General features: G+C 65.0%; 19 protein-coding genes and 1 pseudogene. 13 read left to right on the top strand and 7 right to left on the bottom strand.

Annotated features, from left to right (window positions below; translation table 11 throughout):
- Nucleotides 1-412 precede the first annotated feature (412 nt).
- Nucleotides 413-862: an Lrp/AsnC family transcriptional regulator gene (locus tag ACRXBZ_RS29340; RefSeq protein WP_433881815.1), complete on the bottom strand. Its 450-nt coding sequence runs from the start codon at nt 860-862 to the stop codon at nt 413-415.
- Here ACRXBZ_RS29340 and ACRXBZ_RS29335 point away from each other — a divergent pair.
- Nucleotides 861-4460 carry an indolepyruvate ferredoxin oxidoreductase family protein gene (locus tag ACRXBZ_RS29335; RefSeq protein ID WP_433881814.1) on the top strand — a complete coding sequence of 1200 codons (3600 nt, stop codon included), beginning with the start codon at nt 861-863 and terminating at the stop codon, nt 4458-4460. The genes ACRXBZ_RS29340 and ACRXBZ_RS29335 overlap by 2 nt on opposite strands.
- A gap of 130 nt (nt 4461-4590) precedes the next feature.
- Here the strand turns inward: ACRXBZ_RS29335 and ACRXBZ_RS29330 are convergent, their stop codons facing one another.
- The 3 genes from ACRXBZ_RS29330 to ACRXBZ_RS29320 form a co-directional block, all read right to left on the bottom strand.
- On the bottom strand, nt 4591-5049 hold the full coding sequence (locus tag ACRXBZ_RS29330) for a GreA/GreB family elongation factor (RefSeq protein WP_433881813.1): 459 nt from the start codon (nt 5047-5049) through the stop codon (nt 4591-4593).
- Between the two features lie 98 nt (nt 5050-5147).
- Nucleotides 5148-5879, bottom strand: a complete 732-nt coding sequence (locus ACRXBZ_RS29325) for a Clp protease N-terminal domain-containing protein (protein ID WP_433881812.1) — start codon at nt 5877-5879, stop codon at nt 5148-5150.
- A 49-nt stretch (nt 5880-5928) separates the two neighbouring features.
- Nucleotides 5929-6243, bottom strand: a complete 315-nt coding sequence (locus ACRXBZ_RS29320) for a hypothetical protein (protein WP_433881811.1) — start codon at nt 6241-6243, stop codon at nt 5929-5931.
- Nucleotides 6244-7495: 1252 nt separating this feature from the next.
- Between ACRXBZ_RS29320 and ACRXBZ_RS29315 the strand changes: the two are divergent.
- The 3 genes and pseudogenes from ACRXBZ_RS29315 to ACRXBZ_RS29305 all read left to right on the top strand — a co-directional run.
- Nucleotides 7496-7726: pseudogene (locus ACRXBZ_RS29315) on the top strand (transposase); the annotation flags it as partial.
- Nucleotides 7623-7877 (top strand): transposase, encoded by a 255-nt coding sequence (locus ACRXBZ_RS29310; RefSeq protein WP_433881810.1) that lies wholly within the window; start codon nt 7623-7625, stop codon nt 7875-7877. The pseudogene ACRXBZ_RS29315 and the gene ACRXBZ_RS29310, both read left to right, overlap by 104 nt.
- A 159-nt stretch (nt 7878-8036) precedes the next feature.
- A complete protein-coding gene (locus tag ACRXBZ_RS29305; protein WP_433884005.1) occupies nt 8037-8234 on the top strand; it encodes a 3-hydroxyacyl-CoA dehydrogenase NAD-binding domain-containing protein in 198 nt (65 codons plus the stop codon).
- Here the strand turns inward: ACRXBZ_RS29305 and ACRXBZ_RS29300 are convergent.
- Nucleotides 8183-8539 (bottom strand): hypothetical protein, encoded by a 357-nt coding sequence (locus ACRXBZ_RS29300; protein ID WP_433881809.1) that lies wholly within the window; start codon nt 8537-8539, stop codon nt 8183-8185. The two genes, ACRXBZ_RS29305 and ACRXBZ_RS29300, sit on opposite strands and share 52 nt — an antisense overlap.
- A gap of 220 nt (nt 8540-8759) precedes the next feature.
- Between ACRXBZ_RS29300 and ACRXBZ_RS29295 the strand changes: the two genes are divergently transcribed.
- Nucleotides 8760-10145: an aminotransferase-like domain-containing protein gene (locus tag ACRXBZ_RS29295; RefSeq protein ID WP_433881808.1), complete on the top strand. Its 1386-nt coding sequence runs from the start codon at nt 8760-8762 to the stop codon at nt 10143-10145.
- Here the strand turns inward: ACRXBZ_RS29295 and ACRXBZ_RS29290 are convergent.
- On the bottom strand, nt 10123-10251 hold the full coding sequence (locus ACRXBZ_RS29290; protein WP_433881807.1) for a glutamine amidotransferase-related protein: 129 nt from the start codon (nt 10249-10251) through the stop codon (nt 10123-10125). The two genes, ACRXBZ_RS29295 and ACRXBZ_RS29290, sit on opposite strands and share 23 nt — an antisense overlap.
- A 231-nt stretch (nt 10252-10482) precedes the next feature.
- On the opposite strand from ACRXBZ_RS29290, the gene ACRXBZ_RS29285 reads away from it, so the two are divergent.
- From ACRXBZ_RS29285 to ACRXBZ_RS29250, 8 genes are all read left to right on the top strand, one after another.
- Nucleotides 10483-10668: a 3-deoxy-7-phosphoheptulonate synthase gene (locus ACRXBZ_RS29285; RefSeq protein ID WP_433881806.1), complete on the top strand. Its 186-nt coding sequence runs from the start codon at nt 10483-10485 to the stop codon at nt 10666-10668.
- A gap of 280 nt (nt 10669-10948) precedes the next feature.
- Nucleotides 10949-12244, top strand: coding sequence for a prenyltransferase/squalene oxidase repeat-containing protein (locus tag ACRXBZ_RS29280; protein WP_433881805.1), 1296 nt, complete (start codon nt 10949-10951; stop codon nt 12242-12244).
- Between the two features lie 66 nt (nt 12245-12310).
- Nucleotides 12311-13546, top strand: coding sequence for a cytochrome P450 (locus tag ACRXBZ_RS29275; protein ID WP_433881804.1), 1236 nt, complete (start codon nt 12311-12313; stop codon nt 13544-13546).
- 67 nt (nt 13547-13613) lie between these two features.
- A complete protein-coding gene (locus ACRXBZ_RS29270; protein WP_433881803.1) occupies nt 13614-14459 on the top strand; it encodes a terpene synthase family protein in 846 nt (281 codons plus the stop codon).
- Nucleotides 14460-14737: 278 nt separating this feature from the next.
- Nucleotides 14738-15739: a family 2 encapsulin nanocompartment cargo protein polyprenyl transferase gene (locus ACRXBZ_RS29265; RefSeq protein ID WP_433881802.1), complete on the top strand. Its 1002-nt coding sequence runs from the start codon at nt 14738-14740 to the stop codon at nt 15737-15739.
- Between the two features lie 302 nt (nt 15740-16041).
- A complete protein-coding gene (locus tag ACRXBZ_RS29260; RefSeq protein WP_433881801.1) occupies nt 16042-16572 on the top strand; it encodes an AAA family ATPase in 531 nt (176 codons plus the stop codon).
- Nucleotides 16559-16705 (top strand): hypothetical protein, encoded by a 147-nt coding sequence (locus ACRXBZ_RS29255; protein ID WP_433881800.1) that lies wholly within the window; start codon nt 16559-16561, stop codon nt 16703-16705. Before ACRXBZ_RS29260 ends, ACRXBZ_RS29255 begins: the two co-directional genes overlap by 14 nt.
- 4 nt (nt 16706-16709) lie before the next feature.
- The gene (locus ACRXBZ_RS29250) at nt 16710-16880 is read left to right on the top strand and encodes a hypothetical protein (RefSeq protein WP_433881799.1); all 171 of its coding nucleotides are present in this window, start codon (nt 16710-16712) and stop codon (nt 16878-16880) included.
- Nucleotides 16881-17354: 474 nt separating this feature from the next.
- Here ACRXBZ_RS29250 and ACRXBZ_RS29245 read toward each other — a convergent pair whose 3' ends face one another.
- Nucleotides 17355-18428 (bottom strand): NsdA family TPR-like regulatory protein, encoded by a 1074-nt coding sequence (locus ACRXBZ_RS29245; RefSeq protein ID WP_433881798.1) that lies wholly within the window; start codon nt 18426-18428, stop codon nt 17355-17357.
- Nucleotides 18429-18563: the final 135 nt, after the last annotated feature.

The following is an 18563-nucleotide window of genomic DNA, read 5'->3' as shown; positions in this document are numbered from 1 at the left end:
ACGATGAACGGCTTGCTCGATCATCCTGGAACCTCCATATTACTCGAAGTCAAGCGCACTCATCCACAGTGGATTCGCGCTTCACCCGGAGCGCGTCGAACTCCGCTGCGCTGAGCGCCACGTCGAGGTCGCGCAGCGTGGATTCCAGCCGCTCGGTGAGATCTTGGTGAGTTCGACATCACCGGTGGCGCGCTCCACCGTGAGCTCGTCCCCGACCAGGGAGTTTGCTGCTGGTCCTGGTGCTGCTTGGCTTCCTGATCCGCTTCCGCACACCGTGGGCGCAACGCAGAAACTCCTGATCAGCGGTATCTCGTCGCACTGTTGGGCCTTACTCTTGCAAGAAGATCCGTGAGTGTTTTTGGGTGCTATAGCACCCAAAAACACTCACGGGTCTTCTCTCTGGAAACAGTCTTTAGCGGCGGCCGCGTTGCCAGGAGTCGAGCGCTATCAGGGTCTTGGTGCTGGTGACCCGGTGGCTGCGGCGGATCTCGTCGATGGTGCGCTGCAGGTGCGCAATGTCGCGGACGCGCAGCCACACCAGCGCGTCGGGGTCGCCCGCGATGGTGAACACCGCCTGCGCCTCGGGCATTCGGGTCGTCGTCTGGATGATCTCGTCGACACCGCTGGTGCCCAGGAACCGCAGCTCGATGAACGCTTCCACGCCCGAACCGAGCTTCGCGTGATCCACCTGCACGGTGTAGCCGAGGATCACCCCGATCTCCTGCAGCCGGTCGATCCGCCGCTTCACGGCCGCCGTGGACAGCGTCACCCGGGTCGCGATGTCCGACAGCGTCCGCCGCGCGTCCTCGCGCAGCAGGGCCAGGATTTCGTGATCTATCGCATCGAGCGTCGCTTCGGCCATGGACAGCGATGGTACGCAAAATTCGGGCGCGCAAAAGCCCCTGAACCGCCGATGTTTGCGTGCTGACCATCGTTTCGGGTCGCGGTGTTGTGCGCCACACCCACCTTCGGTTGAAGTGGCGTCGATCACGACCCGCGGGTCCGCGACAAAGGAGTTCGACATGGCCGCCTACACCCTGGACGACCGCTACCTCCAGGAATCGGGCACCGTCTACGTGACCGGGGTGCAGGCCCTGGTGCGGCTGTTGTTCGACCGGATCCGCCACGACCGCCGCGCCGGGCACCGCACCGCGGCGTTCGTCTCCGGCTACGAGGGGTCGCCGCTGGCCGGGTTCGACCTGGAGCTGGCCCGCCGCTCGAAGCTGCTCGCCGATCACGACGTGGTCCACCGGCCGGGCCTGAACGAGGAGCTGGCCGCGACGTCGGTGATGGGCAGCCAGCTCACCGAAGGCCTCGGCACGCAGCGCCCGGACGGGGTGGTGGGCGTCTGGTACGGCAAGGCACCGGGCCTGGACCGGGCCAGCGACGCCCTGCGCCACGCCAACCTCGCGGGCGCGAACCCGCGCGGCGGCGCGGTCGTGCTCGTCGGCGACGACCCGAACGCGAAGTCCTCGACGGTTCCGGCGGCCTCGGAGGCGGCGCTCACGGACCTGGCGATGCCGGTGTTCTTCCCGGCGGACTCGCAGGACCTGCTCGATTTCGGGCTGCACGCGGTGGAGCTGTCGCGGGCCAGCGGATTGTGGACGTCGCTGAAGGTCGTCGCCAACGTGGCGGATGCGGCCGGAACAGCGGTTGTGGCGCCGACCTGGACCGCACCCGCGATCCCGGCCGAGTTGAAGCCGTACTCGCACCGCCCCAGCGCCCGCCTGCTCGGCGCCGAGCTCGCAGGGTTGGAGCACAGCCTGCACAACCTCCGCCTGCCGCTGGCGGTCGAGTACCTCCGGCGCAGCGGCGTCAACCAGGTGGTGCGCTCGGGCCCGGCAGACCGGATCGGCATCGTGGCGGCCGGGAAGTCCTATTTGGACATCCGGCAGGCGCTACGCGCGCTCGGCCTCGACGACGCGGACCTGGCCCGGTACGGCATCCGGCTGCTCAAGCTCGGCGCGATCTACCCGCTCGACCCGCAGCTGGTCCGGGACTTCGCGACCGGTTTGAGCGAGATCGTGGTGGTCGAGGAGAAGCGCTCGTTCCTCGAAACGGCGATCAAGGAGATCCTCTACGGCCGCCCAGACGCCCCGGCCGTCCACGGCAAGAAGGGGCCGGACGGCGGCACCCTGTTCACCGAGCTCGGCGAGCTCGACCCGGACCGCATTGCCAAGGGTCTGGCCGGGCGCCTGACCGCGCACGGCGAGGTGGAGCCGATCAACGCCTGGCGGCAGCACCGCTGCCGCGAGCGCATCGCCGTGCCGCTGCTGGCCCGTACGCCGTACTTTTGCTCGGGCTGCCCGCACAACTCGTCGACGAAGGTGCCGGAAGGGACCGTGGTAGGCGCCGGGATCGGCTGCCACACGATGGCACTGTTCATGGACGCCGACCAGGTCGGCGACGTCGTCGGCATCACGCAGATGGGCGGCGAGGGCACCCAGTGGATCGGCATGTCGCCGTTCGTCGGCACCGAGCACTTCGTGCAGAACATCGGCGACGGCACTTTCACGCACTCCGGCAGCCTCGCCGTCCGCGCGACCGTCGCCGCCGGGGTCAACATCACATACAAGCTGCTGCACAACTCGGCGGTGGCGATGACCGGCGGCCAGGACGCGGTCGGGGCGCTTCCGCTGGCGCGGCTGGCGGAAGCGCTGCTGCTGGAAGGCGTCGCCAAGGTCATCGTCACCAGCGACGCGCCCAAGCGGTTGAGCGGCAAGCTCCCCCGGAGCGTCGAGATCCGGCACCGCGATGATCTGCTGCGCGCGCAGGAAGAACTGGCCGCTGTCCCTGGCGTCACGGTGCTCATCCACGACCAGGAATGCGCGGCCGAGAAGCGCCGCAAGCGCCGCCGGGGCAAGCAGCCCACGCCGGCGCAGAAGGTGCTGATCAACGAGCGGGTGTGCGAGGGCTGCGGGGATTGCGGCGCCAAGTCCAACTGCCTTTCCGTGCAGCCCGTCGCCACCGAGTTCGGCCGCAAGACCCAGATCCACCAGTCCTCGTGCAACGTCGACTACTCCTGCCTGGCCGGCGACTGCCCGTCGTTCCTGACCGTGGTACCCAGCGGCCGCACGGCCCGCCGCAAAATCAGCGAGGTCAGCGCCGGCGAACTGCCCGAGCCGGAGCACGGCGCGGGCGACTTCACCGTCCGCATCACCGGCATCGGCGGCACCGGCGTCGTCACCGTCACGCAGATCCTCGCGACGGCGGCGGTGATCGACGGCCGGCAGGTCCGCACCCTCGACCAGATCGGGCTCGCGCAGAAGGGCGGCGCGGTCGTCTCCGACCTCAAGATCACCGCGGAACCCGTTGCGCAGGCACCGAAACTGGCCGCCGGCGAATGCGACCTTTACCTGGGTTGCGACCTGCTGGTGGCGGCCGACCCGGTGCACCTCGCCGCGGCCGACGACGGCCGGACGACGGCGGTGGTGTCCACCACCGAGGTCCCGACCGGCCGGATGGTCGTGGACACCGCCGTCTCGTTCCCGGTGCAGTCGGGCATCCGGTCCGCCCTCGACGACGCGACCGCGCGGGCGTTCTACCTGGATGCGCGCGGCCTTGCCGAGAAGCTGTTCGACGATGACCAGTTCGCCAACATCCTGCAGCTCGGCGCGGCGTACCAGGCCGGTTCGCTGCAGCTGCCGGCGGAGAGCATCGAGCGGGCGATCGAGCTGAACGGGACGGCGGTCGCGGCCAACATCCAGGCGTTCCGCCGCGGCCGCCAGGCGATCGCGGACCCCGACGCGCTGCAGGCCGAGATCACCCCGCCGCCGGCGAAGCCCCGCGAGCCCAGCGCCGCGGCGCACCGGGTGCGGGCACTCGTCAGGGCCGCGGCGGGCTCGGAACTGGCGCGGCTGCTGGACATCCGGATCCCGGACCTCGTCGACTACCACGACGAGGACTACGCGCGGACGTACGCGGAGTTCGTCGAGGAGGTGCGCGGGCGCGGAGTCGATGCGGTGACCGAAGCGGTGGCCCGCAACCTCTACAAGCTGATGGCCTACAAGGACGAGTACGAGGTCGCCCGGCTCTCGCTCGACGAGAAGCTGCTGGCCGACGTCGAAGCCCAGTTCGGCGCGGGCTCCCGGTTCGCCTTCCGGCTGCACCCGCCGGTGCTGCGCGCGCTCGGCATGAACCGGAAGATCAGCCTCGGCCCCTGGTTCCGCCACGTGCTGCGCCTGCTGCGCGCGGCGCGGAAGGTCCGCGGCACCCGCCTAGACCCGTTCGGCTACGCCAAGGTCCGCCGCGTCGAGCGAGAACTGATCGATGAGTACCGGAAGGTGATCGCGGAGGCGCTGGCAACGCCGGACCACCCGGCGCTGCTGGAACTCGCGGAGCTCCCGGACATGGTCCGCGGCTACGAGGAGATCAAGCTCGTGAACGTCGCGGCCTACCGCGAACGCCAGTCCGAACTGCGGAAGTCCCTGGAGGCCAGGCCGGTAGGCGCCGCAACGTGAGAAGGGGAGTCTCCTGCCCGGCAGGCGACTCCCCCGATCTCCGCAGTGGCGCTGCCCAGCGCATCGGGCGGGCCGCTGCGGTGACGGAAGCCCACCCACGACTGTCCACAATGGTGAGTCGCGGAGCAGGTCAACTCGGCGGCCGGATACTGATCACCTCGACCCGGGTTTGGCCTTCCGGGGTCGGGAAATCGACCGTCTCCCCCGGGTGGCTGCCGGCCAGCGCCAGCCCCAGCGGACTGTCGGAGGTCAGCGAGGTGTCCTCCGCGCCCGATGGGATCTCCTCCGGGATGGCCACGACCCGGAAGTCCTGCGTCGTGCCGTCGGGCAGCCGGAGGCTCACTTCGGTACCGGGCGCCAGTCCTCCGACGTCGGGCTGCCCACCGGCAAGCAGCCTCTCCAGCCCGGCGATGCGGTCGTCGATCGCGACGAGCTCATCGCCGCCCTGCAGCTCCTGCGCGGCGTCGCCGCGGTCCCCGGGGTCGTCGGTCTGCCTCAACTCGTCGACCAGCTGCTGCCGCCTCGCGCGCAACGTGCGGATCTCCTCGGTCAACCGAGCCCGACCCACCGCCGATTCCTCGCCACCCATGACCCGATCCTTCCGCCCGGAGACGACCGCCTACCGACTGCCATCTTCAGCGGACGCCCGAGCCGGGGCGACACGAAACCGGCGGCCGGGCCGGTGGATCATTTCTTCATCTGGGCCACGACGGCGGCGAGCGCGGCTGCGATGTTGGCCTCAGCGGCGGCCTTCTCGATGCCGAGCCCGGAGAGGACGCCGTTGCCGTCCTCGTTCTCCAGCAGCGCGAGCAGAATGTGCTCGGTGCCGATGTAGTTGTGCCCGAGCCGCAGGGCCTCCCGGAAGGTGAGCTCCAGCGCCTTCCGCGCCGACGCGTCGAACGGGATGATCTGCGGCACCTCGTCGGCCGCCGGCGGCAGCGCGGCGGTCGCGGCCTCCCGGACGGCCTCCAGCGACACCCTTTGCGCAACGATCACCTTCGCGGCGATCCCATCGGGCTCGCCGAGCAGCCCCAGCACCAGGTGCTCGGGCAGGATCTCGACGTTGCCCGCGTCGCGCGCCGCGTTCTGCGCCAGCACCACGACGTTGCGGGCCCGAGGGGTGAAGCGGCCGAATCCCTGGCTGGGGTCGAAACCCGCTGCGTCGCCCTTCGGCACGAACCGCTTCTGCGCGGCCTGCTTCGAGACGCCCATGCTCTTCCCGATCTCGGTCCAGGAAGCGCCCGAACGCCGGGCCTGGTCGACGAAGTGCCCGATCAGGTGATCGGCGACCTCCCCGAGGTGCTCGGCCGCGATGACGGCGTCGGTGAGCTGGTCGAGGGCGTCGCCGTGCGCCTTCTTGATGGACTGGATCAGGTCGTCGAGCCGAACCTGACCGGAGAACTCAACTGAATCAGCCATGCGTCAACCATAAGTTGACGCCGTCGGATCGTCAACCTCAAGTTGACGATCATTGGGGTAGTCGCTGACGAAGAGCCCGAGCGAACGACAGGGCCGCCGCATCGATCTCCTCCTGCCCGGCGGCCGCCCGGAGCCACGCGGCGAGCGGCTCCACGAGAGCGGGCGAAAGAGCGGCGATCCACCGGGCACTACCGGCACGAGCCTCGGCAACGTGCTCGGTAGCCCCACCCTCGAAGTGAGCGACGACCTCCGGCCGGGTGGCGAGCAACCCCCCAACCCGCCAATCGCCACGCGTCGAAACGGCGGCAAGCCGCTCAAGCGACTCGGCCGCCCCCACCAGTTCATCCCGCTGACCCACATCCACGACCCCATCATCCGGCCAACGCCCCGGGCCGCGGCAGCCGCACTCGCGGTCCCGCGTTCAGACCTCGTCGTCCGAACCGAGCGGACGGGACAATGGCGGTCAGCCACTCGAACGACGAATCGGTGAAACCCGGGCTCAATGCAGCATCCCGAGAAGCCTCAACAGCAGCAGGCCCCCAGAACTACGCCGGCAACCAATGACGTGGTCAGCGCTTCCCATCACGAAAACGACAAAGAGAAATGCTCAGTCCGCGCGGTAGAAGCACGTAGCGGCGACGCGCCGCAGCGGGCCTCCCGGCGATCTCGTCCGTTCCCGAATCGGCCGATTAGAGGATGCCTTACGGCGGACCCGGAAGGGAATAGTTTCGTGCCCGCACGGGCAGATCCGTTCGCGCCCTGTTGCAGGGCCGAATCTCTCCGGCATAGTTTCACAACGCAATTCTCGTGTGCCCGCAGCAATAGTGGTTCGACGCAGAGACGCTGAAACGGAGAAAACATGCCCTTCGCGAACGCACTCAAGCGACCAAATTCTTCCGCCCTCGCTGTCGGTATCCCAGCATCTGCCGCCGTGCTGCTGCTACGACGCCCGCCTCAGACGCCACCAGTCAGCACGTGAACAGTGGTCGGTGCCAGAAGTTCACCGGTTTTGGGTCCGGCACCGCCGCTGAGCCGATCAACGACTTCGGCACCCGCAGCCCGTCCACGTTCTGGATCCAGACCGGCAATTTCCGTCCAAGCCGCGGCGGAAACATCATCACATACGGATTCTCGGCCCACGCATGAGCGTCGACTCAGCGTCAACTCCGGCTGTCTGACCCATAGTGTCAACTGGGGAAGCGGGTCCACGAAATCCTGTGGCACACAACGTCACAGGTTTTTGGTTGCGCGCCCGCAAGAAGTGAGCGCTACTGGCATCACTTCGGCGGGCCGGTGGCTGTCACCTTTGGTGAGCACGGAACTGATCTCGGCATCGAAGTGCGGGCCGGTGATCAGCTCGCTCGGTGACAGGCCGGGCTGACGAGATGTTCTCGATGGCAGCGGATTTCGCGCAGGCGGACTCGCGTCGCCGGGCAAGGTTAGTATGTGCCGGGGTTGGCTTCGGGTTGCAGCGGAAGAACTCGTGGGGGGCTGGCCGAGCAGGCCGGGGGCGTTACCTCCGACGGCCTGCAGTGGTTGCCGGACTTCTACCGCTGGAACGCCGGCGAGATGCGTGATGATCCCGGGAGTACGTACTCGGCAACCTTGGTGATCGCGGCGGGATCATGCTCGCTGATGAGACGGGTTTTCTGCAGAAAGGCACCAAATCCGTCCGTGTCCAGCGCCAGTACTCGGGTACGGCCGGGCGGATCGAGAACTGTCAGCCGGGCGTGTTTTTGACCAATGCGTCGGTCAAGGGGGCGGGCGTTGGTCGACCGGGAACTGTATTTGCCGGCGTCGTGGACGGGCGACCGTCAACGCCTGGCCGAGGCTGGGATCGACGATGATGTCAAGTTCGCGACCAAACCCCAATTGGCGCAGCGCATGCTGGAACACCTGCTGGACTCCGATGCGGGTGCCGGCATCGGCTGGTTCACCACGGATGAGGCCGCCCGGACGGATTCGAGCCGACGAACTCGCACGGACCGCACCCCGTAAAGCCTGACAACGCCTTTCGGCGGGCGAAGGCACCAAGGACCGGACATCACGCCTTGCCGCTGTAGTACTAGGTGGAAAACTGCCGCCAAAGCTGCCGTAGCCTGCGTTCAATGGGGACACTCGGGCTAGGTGGAAGACCGCCACCGCGAGGAGGGGTAACTGAAAACCGTAGCGGTCGTAGGAAGCGGCGTCATCGGAGCCTGCGTAGCCTTCTGCCTCGCTCAACGCGGAGTAAATGTTCATTCCGCCCGAGCGCACACAACCGGGGGTCCTACCACGAATGTCGGCATTGCGCGATTGAGCGCCTACCAGCAACGAACATACACAAGATGCGAACTGAGCCATCGTGTCGCTTGACATGCTCTTTCCATCCCGCGATGCGCCACCGAGGACGCGGACCGGTTGCCGTGCTTGACGATCCGCGTACCCGCTGCCGCGGCGGCGATCGCCGACATGGTGGAGATGTTCACCGTGCCGGCTTGGTCTCCGCCGGTACCGACGATGTCCAGGAACGGTTCGTCGACACCGATCTTGACCGCGTGCGCGTCCATGGCGCGAACCAGCCCGTCGAGCTCAGCGACGGTCTCTCCCTTGGACCGCAGGCCAATCAGCAGACCGGCCAGCCTGGCATCGCCGGCCTCGCCACGCATCACCTCGCCCATTGCCCACTCCGTATCGCTCTCGGTGAGGTCCTGGCCGTCCGTGAGCGCCGAAAGAATCTCCGCCCATCTCTTTTCCGAATCGTGTCGAGTACGGGTGCCTGGCCGGTCATCGCTGCTCGTCCGCTGTTATTTCGTGTTCAGCGTTCCAGTCTGCGGAGGCGCTGACCAAGACCATTCGATGCCGCTGCCGGCTGGCCATTTCCGCGCTGAAGAGGGGAAAATGTTACCGATCGCCATCGACCGGAAGTCGCCGTTGTCCTTAACCGTACAGATTCAGTCAGTCATCCGCGAACGAATATGGGACGGCACCCTGCACCCGGGTGTCCGGTTGCCATCGAGCCGCGATCTCGCTGCAGACCTCGGGGTTTCTCGCAGCGTCGTGGTCCAAGCCTACGAACAGTTGATCGCCGAGGGCTACCTCAGGGCCACTCAGGGGTCGGGAACCAGGGTGGCGACACATCTGTCCCACCTCGGCCGGGTTGCGGTCGAGCAGCCGACCGGGACCGCGGACGCCCGCTTCGACCTGCGTGTCGACGCGACCAGCACGGAGTTCTTCCCCGCGCGTGAATGGCTGAAGGCATACCAGGGTGTGGTTCGATCGATCGGTGGGTCCGGCCCCTGGCGGCGCCCACTCGGTGTTCCGGAGCTCCGTTCCGAGCTCGCGGCGTACCTCGGCCGTTCGCGGGGGGTCCAGGCGACCGCCGCCGAGGTCGTCGTCACCGCGAATTTCGACCACACCTTCGGCGTGTTGTGCCACATCCTTCGCGAGCTCGGTGTCGACCACATCGCCGTGGAGAATCCCGGTGCGCCCTGGCAGGTCAGGATCGCCCAGCGGGCGGGCCTGTGGGTCACCGGAGTGCCCGTGGATGATGAGGGCGTCGACGTCGAAGCGCTCGCGCGGACCAAGGCGCGCGCTGTCCTGGTCACGCCGGTGGCGCAGGTACCGACGGGGGCCGTGCTTTCGCCAAGCCGGCGGGAGGCACTGTTGCGCTGGGCCGTTGACGTGGACGGCTGGGTGATAGAACACGACCGCGACGGTGACCTCTGGTTCGGCGCCAGCAGTGGCCCGCTCGCCCTGCAGCGGGGTGGGGCGGAACGGGTGATCTACGCGGGGTCGACCCGTGGCCTGCTCGGTCCGAGCTTGCAGCTCGGCTGGTCAGTGGCGCCCGAGGTAGTGACGCGTCGGCTGGGCCGGGCGCAGTTGGGCGCTCCGGACCCGCTCACCCAGCTGGCGTTCACCCACTTCGTCTCGTCCGGCTTGCTGGACCAGCACATCCGCCAGGTCCGGAGCACCTACCGGGCGCGGCGTTCAGTGGTGCAGGACGCCGTCGCAGAACACCTGCCGAGCGCCCGGCTGACCGGCGTACCCGCCGGCACGCACGCCTACGTCCGGTTGCCTGCCGGAGTCGACGACGTCCGGCTGGCAACCGTCGCACGGACGAGGTCGGTTCTCGTACATCCTGGCAAGCACTTCCATTTCGACGGCCGGCCGTCCGCACCCGGGGTGGTGCTCGGCTACGGCGCGGTGCGGCGTGGCGTGCTCGCGGAGGCCGTCGGTGTGCTCGCCGCCGTGATGGGTCAGGTCACCGGGCTGCTTGCGTCGTAACGCCCGCCAGGAAGTTCGCGACCATCGTCGTGCCATCGGGGGTGGCGATGCTCTCCGGGTGGAACTGCACACCCTCGACAGGCAGATTCCGGTGACGCAGACCCATCAGGTAACCGTCGTCGATCGACCGTGCCGTACAGAACGAGTTCCGCCGGAAACGGCTCGGCTACAACGATCGAGTGATACCGGGTGACCGTGCACCGGTCGGGTAGGTCGGCGTATACGCCGAGGCCGCCAAGCTCGAGTCGCGGTTAGCCAGACCAATCGATGCCCTGCCAACCGGACCACTCGGTCAATTCATTGCACGCCAGGCGGAGTTTGTGGTGGTCTGCCGATCATGACGAATTCCGAGTTACTCGCCTCGTGGCGTGACGCGCCCGAAGCGCACCAACCGGAGTCGCCGGACCGCGCTGCCCTGAACAACGTGCTCGCCAGGCTGGCCGCCGTGCCGGCATTGGTCACCCCAAGCGCATGCGACTATCTGCGGTCCAGACTTGCCGCGGGGCAATCGGCCCGCGAATGACTCGTTAGCAGATTTTTACTACCACTCCTGCTGAAAAATGAGGGCTACAGTGCCGAACGGTTCATTCCGAGAAGCAAACCGGTTCGCTCCTGACTTGAAGGAAGAAACGAAACGGTCACTTCAGGCTGCTGTGCGGTTTGCCTGCAGCACTCAGCACCGAGACGGGTATTGGGAGACTCCGCCTGATCCCAGAATATTCGACACCGCTATCGTTTCTCTCTGCCTGGCAAAGGCAGGGAGCGGAGCGTCCATAGCGGTCGAGCGCGCACGGAAATGGCTCATGAACGCGGTGCCGCAGTGCCACGACCCCGTTGTGACAGAGCTAGAGGAATGGCTGCGCGTGCTGGCGCTTGACGCCGAAAAGAAGCCAGCTCCCAACCTGTCGAGCACTAGCCGAACATGGTCGGGACGGGTTCTGTTGGTCGAATCGATCTCCGTAATCGAAAATTGCCCATATTCGGATGCGGCGCACCTCCTCGACATCGTCAGAGCCCTTCGCGGAAAAAGGGTCAAGCAATGGCAGAGGACCCTGCTGGCAGCGGCGGAGATTATTGCTGACGCCCGCCTGGGAAACTCGATCTCCAGGAATGCAGTGACCGATCTTGTCACTGAACAACGGACTGATGGTGGGTTTTGTCTCATGCCCGCGATATCCGCGGTTGCATGCATAGCGCTGCTCGCTGCGAACGAGCACGAGGCGGCCCGGAATTGCCTTAGAAATTTACTTGAAAACCAATGCACTGACGGAACATGGCGTTATCTTCCATTTGATATCTGGGACACCGCGCTCATGGTTCGCGCCCTGCGCGGGTACCGACTATTCGATGAAAAATCATTGGACGCCGCGTTGAGCTTCGTTGCACGAACTCAGTCCGATGATGGCGGCTGGGCGTGCAAAAGGGGTCTTGAATCAGATAACGATACAACTGGCGCCGCGCTCCTGGCGCTAGCGGGAAGCGCAGCGGGGCGTCGAGTAACAAGCCGCGCTGTGGACTACTTACGTCGCGTTCAACGTGATGATGGATTGTGGATGACCTGGCAGTCCGCTGACGATGTCCCGTCTCCTGACGTGACGGCTCACGTTGTTTCTGCGGCGACCATCCACTCCATGACCTCCCTCGATACTTCGCGGGCTGTGCGATGGCTGGTTAAGCAGTACGAAGAAGCCGGGTGGGCCGCTCATTGGTATCCGACAAAAAGCTATGCGGTGCGGGAGATTAGCGTTGCTATCGGCATCGACCACAAGACCAGCCGTCGCGCGGCCCAAGATCTGATCACCCGGCAGCGTGCCGACGGGGGATGGCCTGCCTTTGATCACGACTCCAGTTCGTCTGCCGCCGCGACTGGCCTTGCCCTCTCGGTGCTTGCCAGATCGAAAGAAACACCAGACCAAGTGCTGCACAACGCGGCAAATTTTCTCATAGGCAATCAGAGCGATCAAGGCACCTGGGTTGGCTCTCCGTTTATGGCAGGCCCTCGGCCACTTCTGAACCATTATCCGTCACACACTCACGCGTTCGCCTCCACCGGACTCCACGATTTCTTAAAGTTCGCATTAGGGAACGGCAAGAGATGATGCGTTGAGGCAACTCTGACGATAGAACGCGATACTAGTAGCGATTTGACCAATAAGGGGCTACGGGTGCCTAAGTCTGTCGATTTCGATCCCTTTTCTACTCACCGGGAGGATCCTTATCCTTATCTCTTTTCCGCTCAAGAGACGCGCCCGGTGTTCTATTCCGATCGCCTTGAAGCGTGGTGTGTCACCAGGCATTCGGACATTGAGCGGGTACTTCGGGATAGCGCTCTCTTCTCGTGTCGTGATCACAACCCTCGCCCGCCGAAAACACTGTCTCCTGATTTGCTTCACGCCTTGGAGACCTGGCGTGGCAACGCGCCTCCTATGGGGTCCATCGATGGTCCCGAACATGCCAGAATCCGCGCCGTGGCGGGCCGCGGCTTCACCGCGCGTATACTCAACTCCTACGAGCCCCAGATCATCCGGGTCGCCGACTCCTTAATTGAGCGCATGAGCAGCAGGTCGACTTTCAGCTTTATTTCAGAATTTGCGTATCCCTTTCCGCTGTCTGTGATCTTGTCCGTTCTCGGCGTTCCGGAAGAATACCATGATTCGTGCCGAGAATGGACGGAACTGCGTATTTCGGTACTACTCCCTCGGGAGACTCCGCCCGCCGAGGTGCAACAGAGATGCCTCAAGGGGTTGCGCGACTTTGTCGCTATGAGCCGTAGTATAGTGGCGGACCGTTTGAAGCATCCGCGCGAAGATCTCATCAGCTACATGCTGCACAGCGATATCCGCGGGAATAAGATGACGGCTGATGAAGTGGTGGCGCAGATTCCGACGTTTATTTCCGCGGGGCATGAGTCAACCGCACAGGCTCTCGCATCTATCACATATAGGCTGCTTACCACGCCGACCGGCTGGCGTGAGTTGACTGAGGGTTCCGTGAAGTCGTCAGCCTTGGTTGAGGAAGGTCTCCGGTTCGATGGCCCGATCAGCGGATTTTTTCGGACCGCGAAAGCTGATTGCGAAATAGCCGGAACTCCTATTCCTAAGGGGTCTAGAATATTCTTGGCGTTCGGCGCAGGAAGCCGCGACAAAGAGGTTTTCCCCGAGGCCAATAAATTCCTGACCGAGCGGTCGAACGCTCGTTCCCACCTAGCCTTCGGTGGTGGACCGCACCACTGCGTGGGTGCCGCACTCGCTCGACTGGAACTTTCCATCGCACTCGACAGACTTGCACATAATTTTCCGAATCTCCGTTTGGTCTCCGGACAAAGCACTCATCATCTGCCTAGGTTTCCGTTGCGGGCTTTGAGTGATTTTCTGGTATCTACTGATGCCGAATTGCCGTAAGCCGCTAGTCGGCATGACATTCGTTCGGGTTCACGCCTCCAAAAATTATAGCAGCCAAGGGAGAGAAATGGCTCCGGCCGAACGGAATCTGAAATCAATGCTGCAGCACATCGAATCTGCTACAAACTGGCTGCAGCAGCTTGATGACGAACGGTCGGCGGCACGAAAGCTCTTCATGCTATTTTACTACCTCGTAGACGGCCATTCCGTCAGAAAAATTGACGACAGACTGGCGGTCAACGTCGATCTGGTGCGCAACATTGCAGACAGCATGCATCGTGCCGTTGAGTTCAAAACCCCAGCCTCATCACTAGGATCACCCGCCAAGGTTTTTGCTGATTTTTGGGAACGTTTGACATCTCTGACCCCGCCAAACGAGTGGCCTGTTCTTGCCGGTTCCTTTCGACGCATGGCTGATTCCATGGTGATCAAATACGAAGCTATCGACGACGGCGTCACGATGCCACTTGATAGATTTATCCAGGTACGCCGCTATGTTCCGGTAATGACCTTTCTTGGCGTCGAGCGCGCGTTGCGCGGAATTCCAGTTTCAACGTCCGGAGAAGACGCGGCTCTTGCCGGCCTGGTAGCCGATTACATCGGATGGACCAATGACCTTTTCTCCGCGAAAAGAGAGATCGAGGAAAATTTCAACCTCGTACTGGTCGGCCGTGAAGCGTGGCAGCTTCCGATGGACAAAGCGGCAGACCGTGTCGTTGGTATGCTCGAGGAGCGACGGTGTGAATATGCGAGGAGAACCGGGGATCTCGGTCGATTTTCTGAGTTGACAGCTTCGGGTGTAGTGCCGTTCTACGATGAACTCATCCACGCAGCCACGCAGATATATCGCTCCTCCGAATGGTATCGCGCAGCGAAGGAGATACCTGATGCGATTGTCAGGCCGCCGCGGTGACGGGTGGCGTGGCTCGGTGGCACTGCGGTCGCGGATGAGGCAGTCCTCGACACGTTTGACGCCGGCGCGGCGGATCGCGGCCGGTGTGCCGGTCAGCAGCAAGACCGGGCCCGGTCGGTCAGGTCCAGCGCGGGGAAGATATCCAGCAATTGGGCCCGCAGCCGGCTGACCGATTTCCTTCAGCCATCCAACCCCGAAATGACAGCACACCCGGAGCACCTGGCCCCTCCGGCTCCACGAATGACCAGATCACACCCACACCGAGAGGTAGGGACGCGATGACGGCATCTGACCTATTGTCGTGGCAACGGCAGATCTTGGACGACGAGTTGCGTGCAGCCGTCGACCGCCTGCCTGGCATGCTTCGCCGGTTCGCCGGATACCACTTCGGGTGGTGGGACGCCGACGGAACGCCGGTCGATGGCAATACAGGCAAGGCCGTGCGTCCTGCGCTGGTACTCCTGTCGGCCGAGGCGGTGGGCGGATCGGGCGTCGACGCGCTGTCAGCTGCGGTGGCGGTGGAGTTGGTGCACAACTTCTCCTTACTGCACGACGACGTGATGGATGCCGACCAGCTGCGCAGGCATCGACCAACTGCCTGGTCGGTGTTCGGCATCCCGCAGGCGATCCTGGCTGGGGACGCAATGGTCGCGCTGGCCAATAAAGTGTTGTCTGATCTGGACTTTCCGTGGACGGCGACGGCGCTGCGCTGGCTCAACGAATCCGTGATCGAGCTGTGTGCCGGACAGCTCGCCGACGTGGCCTTCGAACAGCGTGCTCAGGTAGATCTGGCCGAGTGCATCAGCATGGTCGAAGGTAAGACCGCGTCCCTGCTAGGCACGTCGTGCGCCCTGGGCGCACTCACCGCCGGTGTTGATGCCGATCGGGTGGAGCTACTTCGCCGATTCGGCATCCACCTCGGGATCGCGTTCCAGCTGGTGGACGACCTGTTGGGGATCTGGGGCGATCCACAGGTGACCGGCAAGCCGGTGGGATCGGATTTGGCGCGGCGAAAGAAGTCGCTGCCGGTCATTGCGGCACTGGCCTCCGGCACACCTGCGGGCGCGGAGCTGGCCGCAGTTTATGCGGCCGAGGACCCGATCCGGGTCGATCGAGCTTGTGAGCTGGTGGAATTGGCCGGGGGCCGTGACTGGGCGCGTACCCGTGCGGACGAGGAAATGACGGCGGCCGTTGCTTGTCTGGACGCCGCGGACTGCGTACCCGCCGCCCGCGCTGGTCTGACCGGCCTCGCCAGCCTTGTCCTGCACCGCAACCACTGAGTAGATCATGTACGGGTGCAGGCGATCGGGGTTGGCCAAGCCAACTCCACCCCGACGGCGTGCCCGGATGCGGGTCGACGAACGCACCCAAACCTAGGTCGGAGCCCATAGACAACTACCGGAACACCGGCGGCTCTGTGCAACAGCCGTTTGCCTCACCGGCATCCAGCTCACGCGCTCGCGCCCGCTCAGCCACATACCGCTCCAGCCTGTCGGATCATGATCAAACAGCGCACACCCAGGCGGTCACGGCACTGGCCCTGACTGCGTAGCCCTCGTACGCTCGGTATCGAGGACTGGCGATGAGTACTGTGCTCCAGACCCGTGTCGGGCAGCTTCCCACCGAACTGACGAGCTTTGTGGGTCGGCGGCAACTGTCTGCTGAGATGAAGAAGCGGCTGTCGGGGTCACGGTTGGTGACGTTGACCGGTCCGGCTGGGGTGGGCAAGACCCGGCTGGCACTGCACGTGGCCCGGGAGCTGCAACGGGCGTTCCCGGATGGCGTGCGACTGGTGGAGCCGGCCCAGCTGCAGGACCCCGGAATACTGGTGAACGCGATGACGGCGGCCCTGGAGTTGCCGGATCAGTCGGCGCGGGAGCCGCTGACCGTCCTGGTGGAGTTCCTGGCGGACAAGCGGTTGTTGATCCTGCTGGACAACTGTGAGCACGTGCTGACGGCAGCTGCGTCAGGACCGGTTCCGGTTTCTCACCACCGGGCACCGGATGGCGCCCGCCCGACAGCAGACGTTGCGGGCAGCGGTGGAATGGAGTTTCGACCTGTACTCGCCGGCCGAGCAGGTGTTGTGGGCTCGGCTGCCGGTGTTCGCGGGTGAGTTCGATCTCGAGGCGGCCGAGCAGGTGTGTGCCGGTGCCGGACTAGCCGACGAGGACATCCTCGACGCCGTGTCCGGACTGGTGGAAAAGTCAGTGGTGTCCCCGGTGCAGGGCGGTACCGCGACGCGGTAACCGGATGCTGGAGACCATCCGCCAGTACGGGCGAGAGCAGCTGGCCGCCCGTGGCGAGGAGACGCTGCTGCGGCGTCGGCACCGCGACTACTACCTAGCGGTGGCCAAGTGTGCGGAAGGCCGGTCGATCTGTGAGCGGGCCAGCGAGGAGTGGATGCTGGCCTGGATGCGCTGATACCTGGGGCATGCTCGGCGGCTCGCCGGCGACGTTCAGGCAGCAGAAGAGGAGGCACTGGCCGCCCTTCGCATAAAGCGCAACTTCAATGACCCGCTGGGCCTGGCGCTGTGCATCGAGCAGCTGGGTCTGGTGGCGATGGATCGCGGTGACGCGGGGCGGGCCGCTCGACTGTTCGGTGCCGTCGAGCCCGCTGTGGAAGCTCCTGGGCAGCAACCCCCTGCTCAACGCGAGTTATTGATTGCGGTGGCACCGCGACAGTGAGCGCCAAGCCAGAAAAGTCCTGGGTGATCAGGCATACGAAAAGGCCTATCAGCAGGGCACGCAGCTAAGCGTTGACCAGGCGGTGTCCTACGCGCTCGGTGAACAGGCTCCGGCGACTCCGACGCTAGCCCAGGTTCCTGCCGCGGATTCCGCTTTGCCAGTACTGACCCGGAATACGGTAGGGAGGGCCCGGTCGTTCGGGTACGCCCGCTACTCTTCCCCCAGTTGGCGTCGTTCTGCCGCCCATTCACTGTTGCGCCACTCTTCCGGCAGTGCCGAGAGGCACTCGGCAGCTGACCGCCGTGCCGCTTGCGTATCCCCGAGGGCCTGAAGCACAAAGGCGCGTTCACCCAGGAAAAACGCGGGCACGTACCAGTAACCTGATTCCGGCAGCTCCTCAGCCGGCGGCAGGTTCTCCACTATTGCGTCAGCCTCGCTGAGGAGGCGCGCCGCGTCCTTTCCTTCCCCTTGCCTCGCCAGAATCTCTGCTCGCTGGTAGTGCAGGTAGGTCCGTAGTCCTGGGTATACGCGGTCATCTCTGGCTGCCGCTGCAGCCAGCGCCTCAGCTCGCCGCCAATCACCGGTCTGCTGGTAGGTATACGACTGGAAACTCAAGGCAGTTGCGAGCCGGACGGGGTCGTCTGCCTCCAGCGCGAGGACAGCCGCACGGTCCAGCTGGACGATTGCCTCGCCTGGGTTGTCTTGTGGTAGGTGGAGCCACCCTAAGTACTGGTGGATCTCCGATGCTAGGCCCACGGCCTTGGCGCGCAGCGGACTGCGCAGGTCGTGGGCCACACGTTCGATCAAATCCCGTTGGTTCAGCACGGTCGGCAGCACCGCGGCTGCTGAGGTCTGGTCCTCCAGCCGCCGCACACTGCGGAGCACGCCTTCGATCGCCTCCAGTGCTGCCTGGTCGGCGCTTACAAGCCCGCCCGCCGCTCTTGTCAGCCTCTCGTCCTCACCAGGACTTAGGACATCACCTGGATCTACTGCGGCCTTAAGCTCATGCCCCCGGCGGGCTGGTGGGCGAAACCCTAGCTCTAAATCTAGTTTGACGCCCAGTACGGCGCGGAAGGCTGCCCGGTACTCCCGTCCCGGCCAGCGGACCCTGCCCTGTTCGAGCCGGCCCACGTAGTGTGCATCAAGCGCGCCTTGCCGTTGGCCGTGGTCGATGAGCCACGCGTTGGCTGCCTCGGCTAGTTCCGCCCGTGACATGCACTCGCCCGGCACGTGAGGCGAGGGGGTGCGGTGCCGCGCAGCGATCAGCTGCTCGTTCTTGGCCACCCTTGTAATGATGCCATCCCGATCTGCCCTCAAGGTGCCCTGGTGATCTGCCCTCCTGCTCCTGGCTGACTACATCGATAGTTAAGACATGAATGCTCGACTGCTCAAGCCAGCGGCCGCCACGTTCCGGCCCGG

Origin of the sequence: Saccharopolyspora hattusasensis, from assembly GCF_050972075.1 — a bacterium.
GTDB lineage: Bacteria > Actinomycetota > Actinomycetes > Mycobacteriales > Pseudonocardiaceae > Saccharopolyspora > Saccharopolyspora hattusasensis.
The sequence above is the reverse complement of the archived record's forward strand: the minus strand, read 5'-3'. Positions and strand labels throughout refer to the sequence as shown.

Coding starts and splice junctions, on each gene's coding strand:
- ACRXBZ_RS29335 (WP_433881814.1), top strand. CDS start 861: ATGGACAGCGATGGTACGCAAAATTCGGGCGCGCAAAAGCCCCTGAAC.
- ACRXBZ_RS29340 (WP_433881815.1), bottom strand. CDS start 862: ATGGCCGAAGCGACGCTCGATGCGATAGATCACGAAATCCTGGCCCTG.
- ACRXBZ_RS29330 (WP_433881813.1), bottom strand. CDS start 5,049: ATGGGTGGCGAGGAATCGGCGGTGGGTCGGGCTCGGTTGACCGAGGAG.
- ACRXBZ_RS29325 (WP_433881812.1), bottom strand. CDS start 5,879: ATGGCTGATTCAGTTGAGTTCTCCGGTCAGGTTCGGCTCGACGACCTG.
- ACRXBZ_RS29310 (WP_433881810.1), top strand. CDS start 7,623: ATGCGTCGGTCAAGGGGGCGGGCGTTGGTCGACCGGGAACTGTATTTG.
- ACRXBZ_RS29300 (WP_433881809.1), bottom strand. CDS start 8,539: ATGGGCGAGGTGATGCGTGGCGAGGCCGGCGATGCCAGGCTGGCCGGT.
- ACRXBZ_RS29295 (WP_433881808.1), top strand. CDS start 8,760: ATGTTACCGATCGCCATCGACCGGAAGTCGCCGTTGTCCTTAACCGTA.
- ACRXBZ_RS29290 (WP_433881807.1), bottom strand. CDS start 10,251: ATGGGTCTGCGTCACCGGAATCTGCCTGTCGAGGGTGTGCAGTTCCAC.
- ACRXBZ_RS29285 (WP_433881806.1), top strand. CDS start 10,483: ATGACGAATTCCGAGTTACTCGCCTCGTGGCGTGACGCGCCCGAAGCG.
- ACRXBZ_RS29280 (WP_433881805.1), top strand. CDS start 10,949: ATGAACGCGGTGCCGCAGTGCCACGACCCCGTTGTGACAGAGCTAGAG.
- ACRXBZ_RS29270 (WP_433881803.1), top strand. CDS start 13,614: ATGGCTCCGGCCGAACGGAATCTGAAATCAATGCTGCAGCACATCGAA.
- ACRXBZ_RS29265 (WP_433881802.1), top strand. CDS start 14,738: ATGACGGCATCTGACCTATTGTCGTGGCAACGGCAGATCTTGGACGAC.
- ACRXBZ_RS29260 (WP_433881801.1), top strand. CDS start 16,042: ATGAGTACTGTGCTCCAGACCCGTGTCGGGCAGCTTCCCACCGAACTG.
- ACRXBZ_RS29250 (WP_433881799.1), top strand. CDS start 16,710: ATGCTGGAGACCATCCGCCAGTACGGGCGAGAGCAGCTGGCCGCCCGT.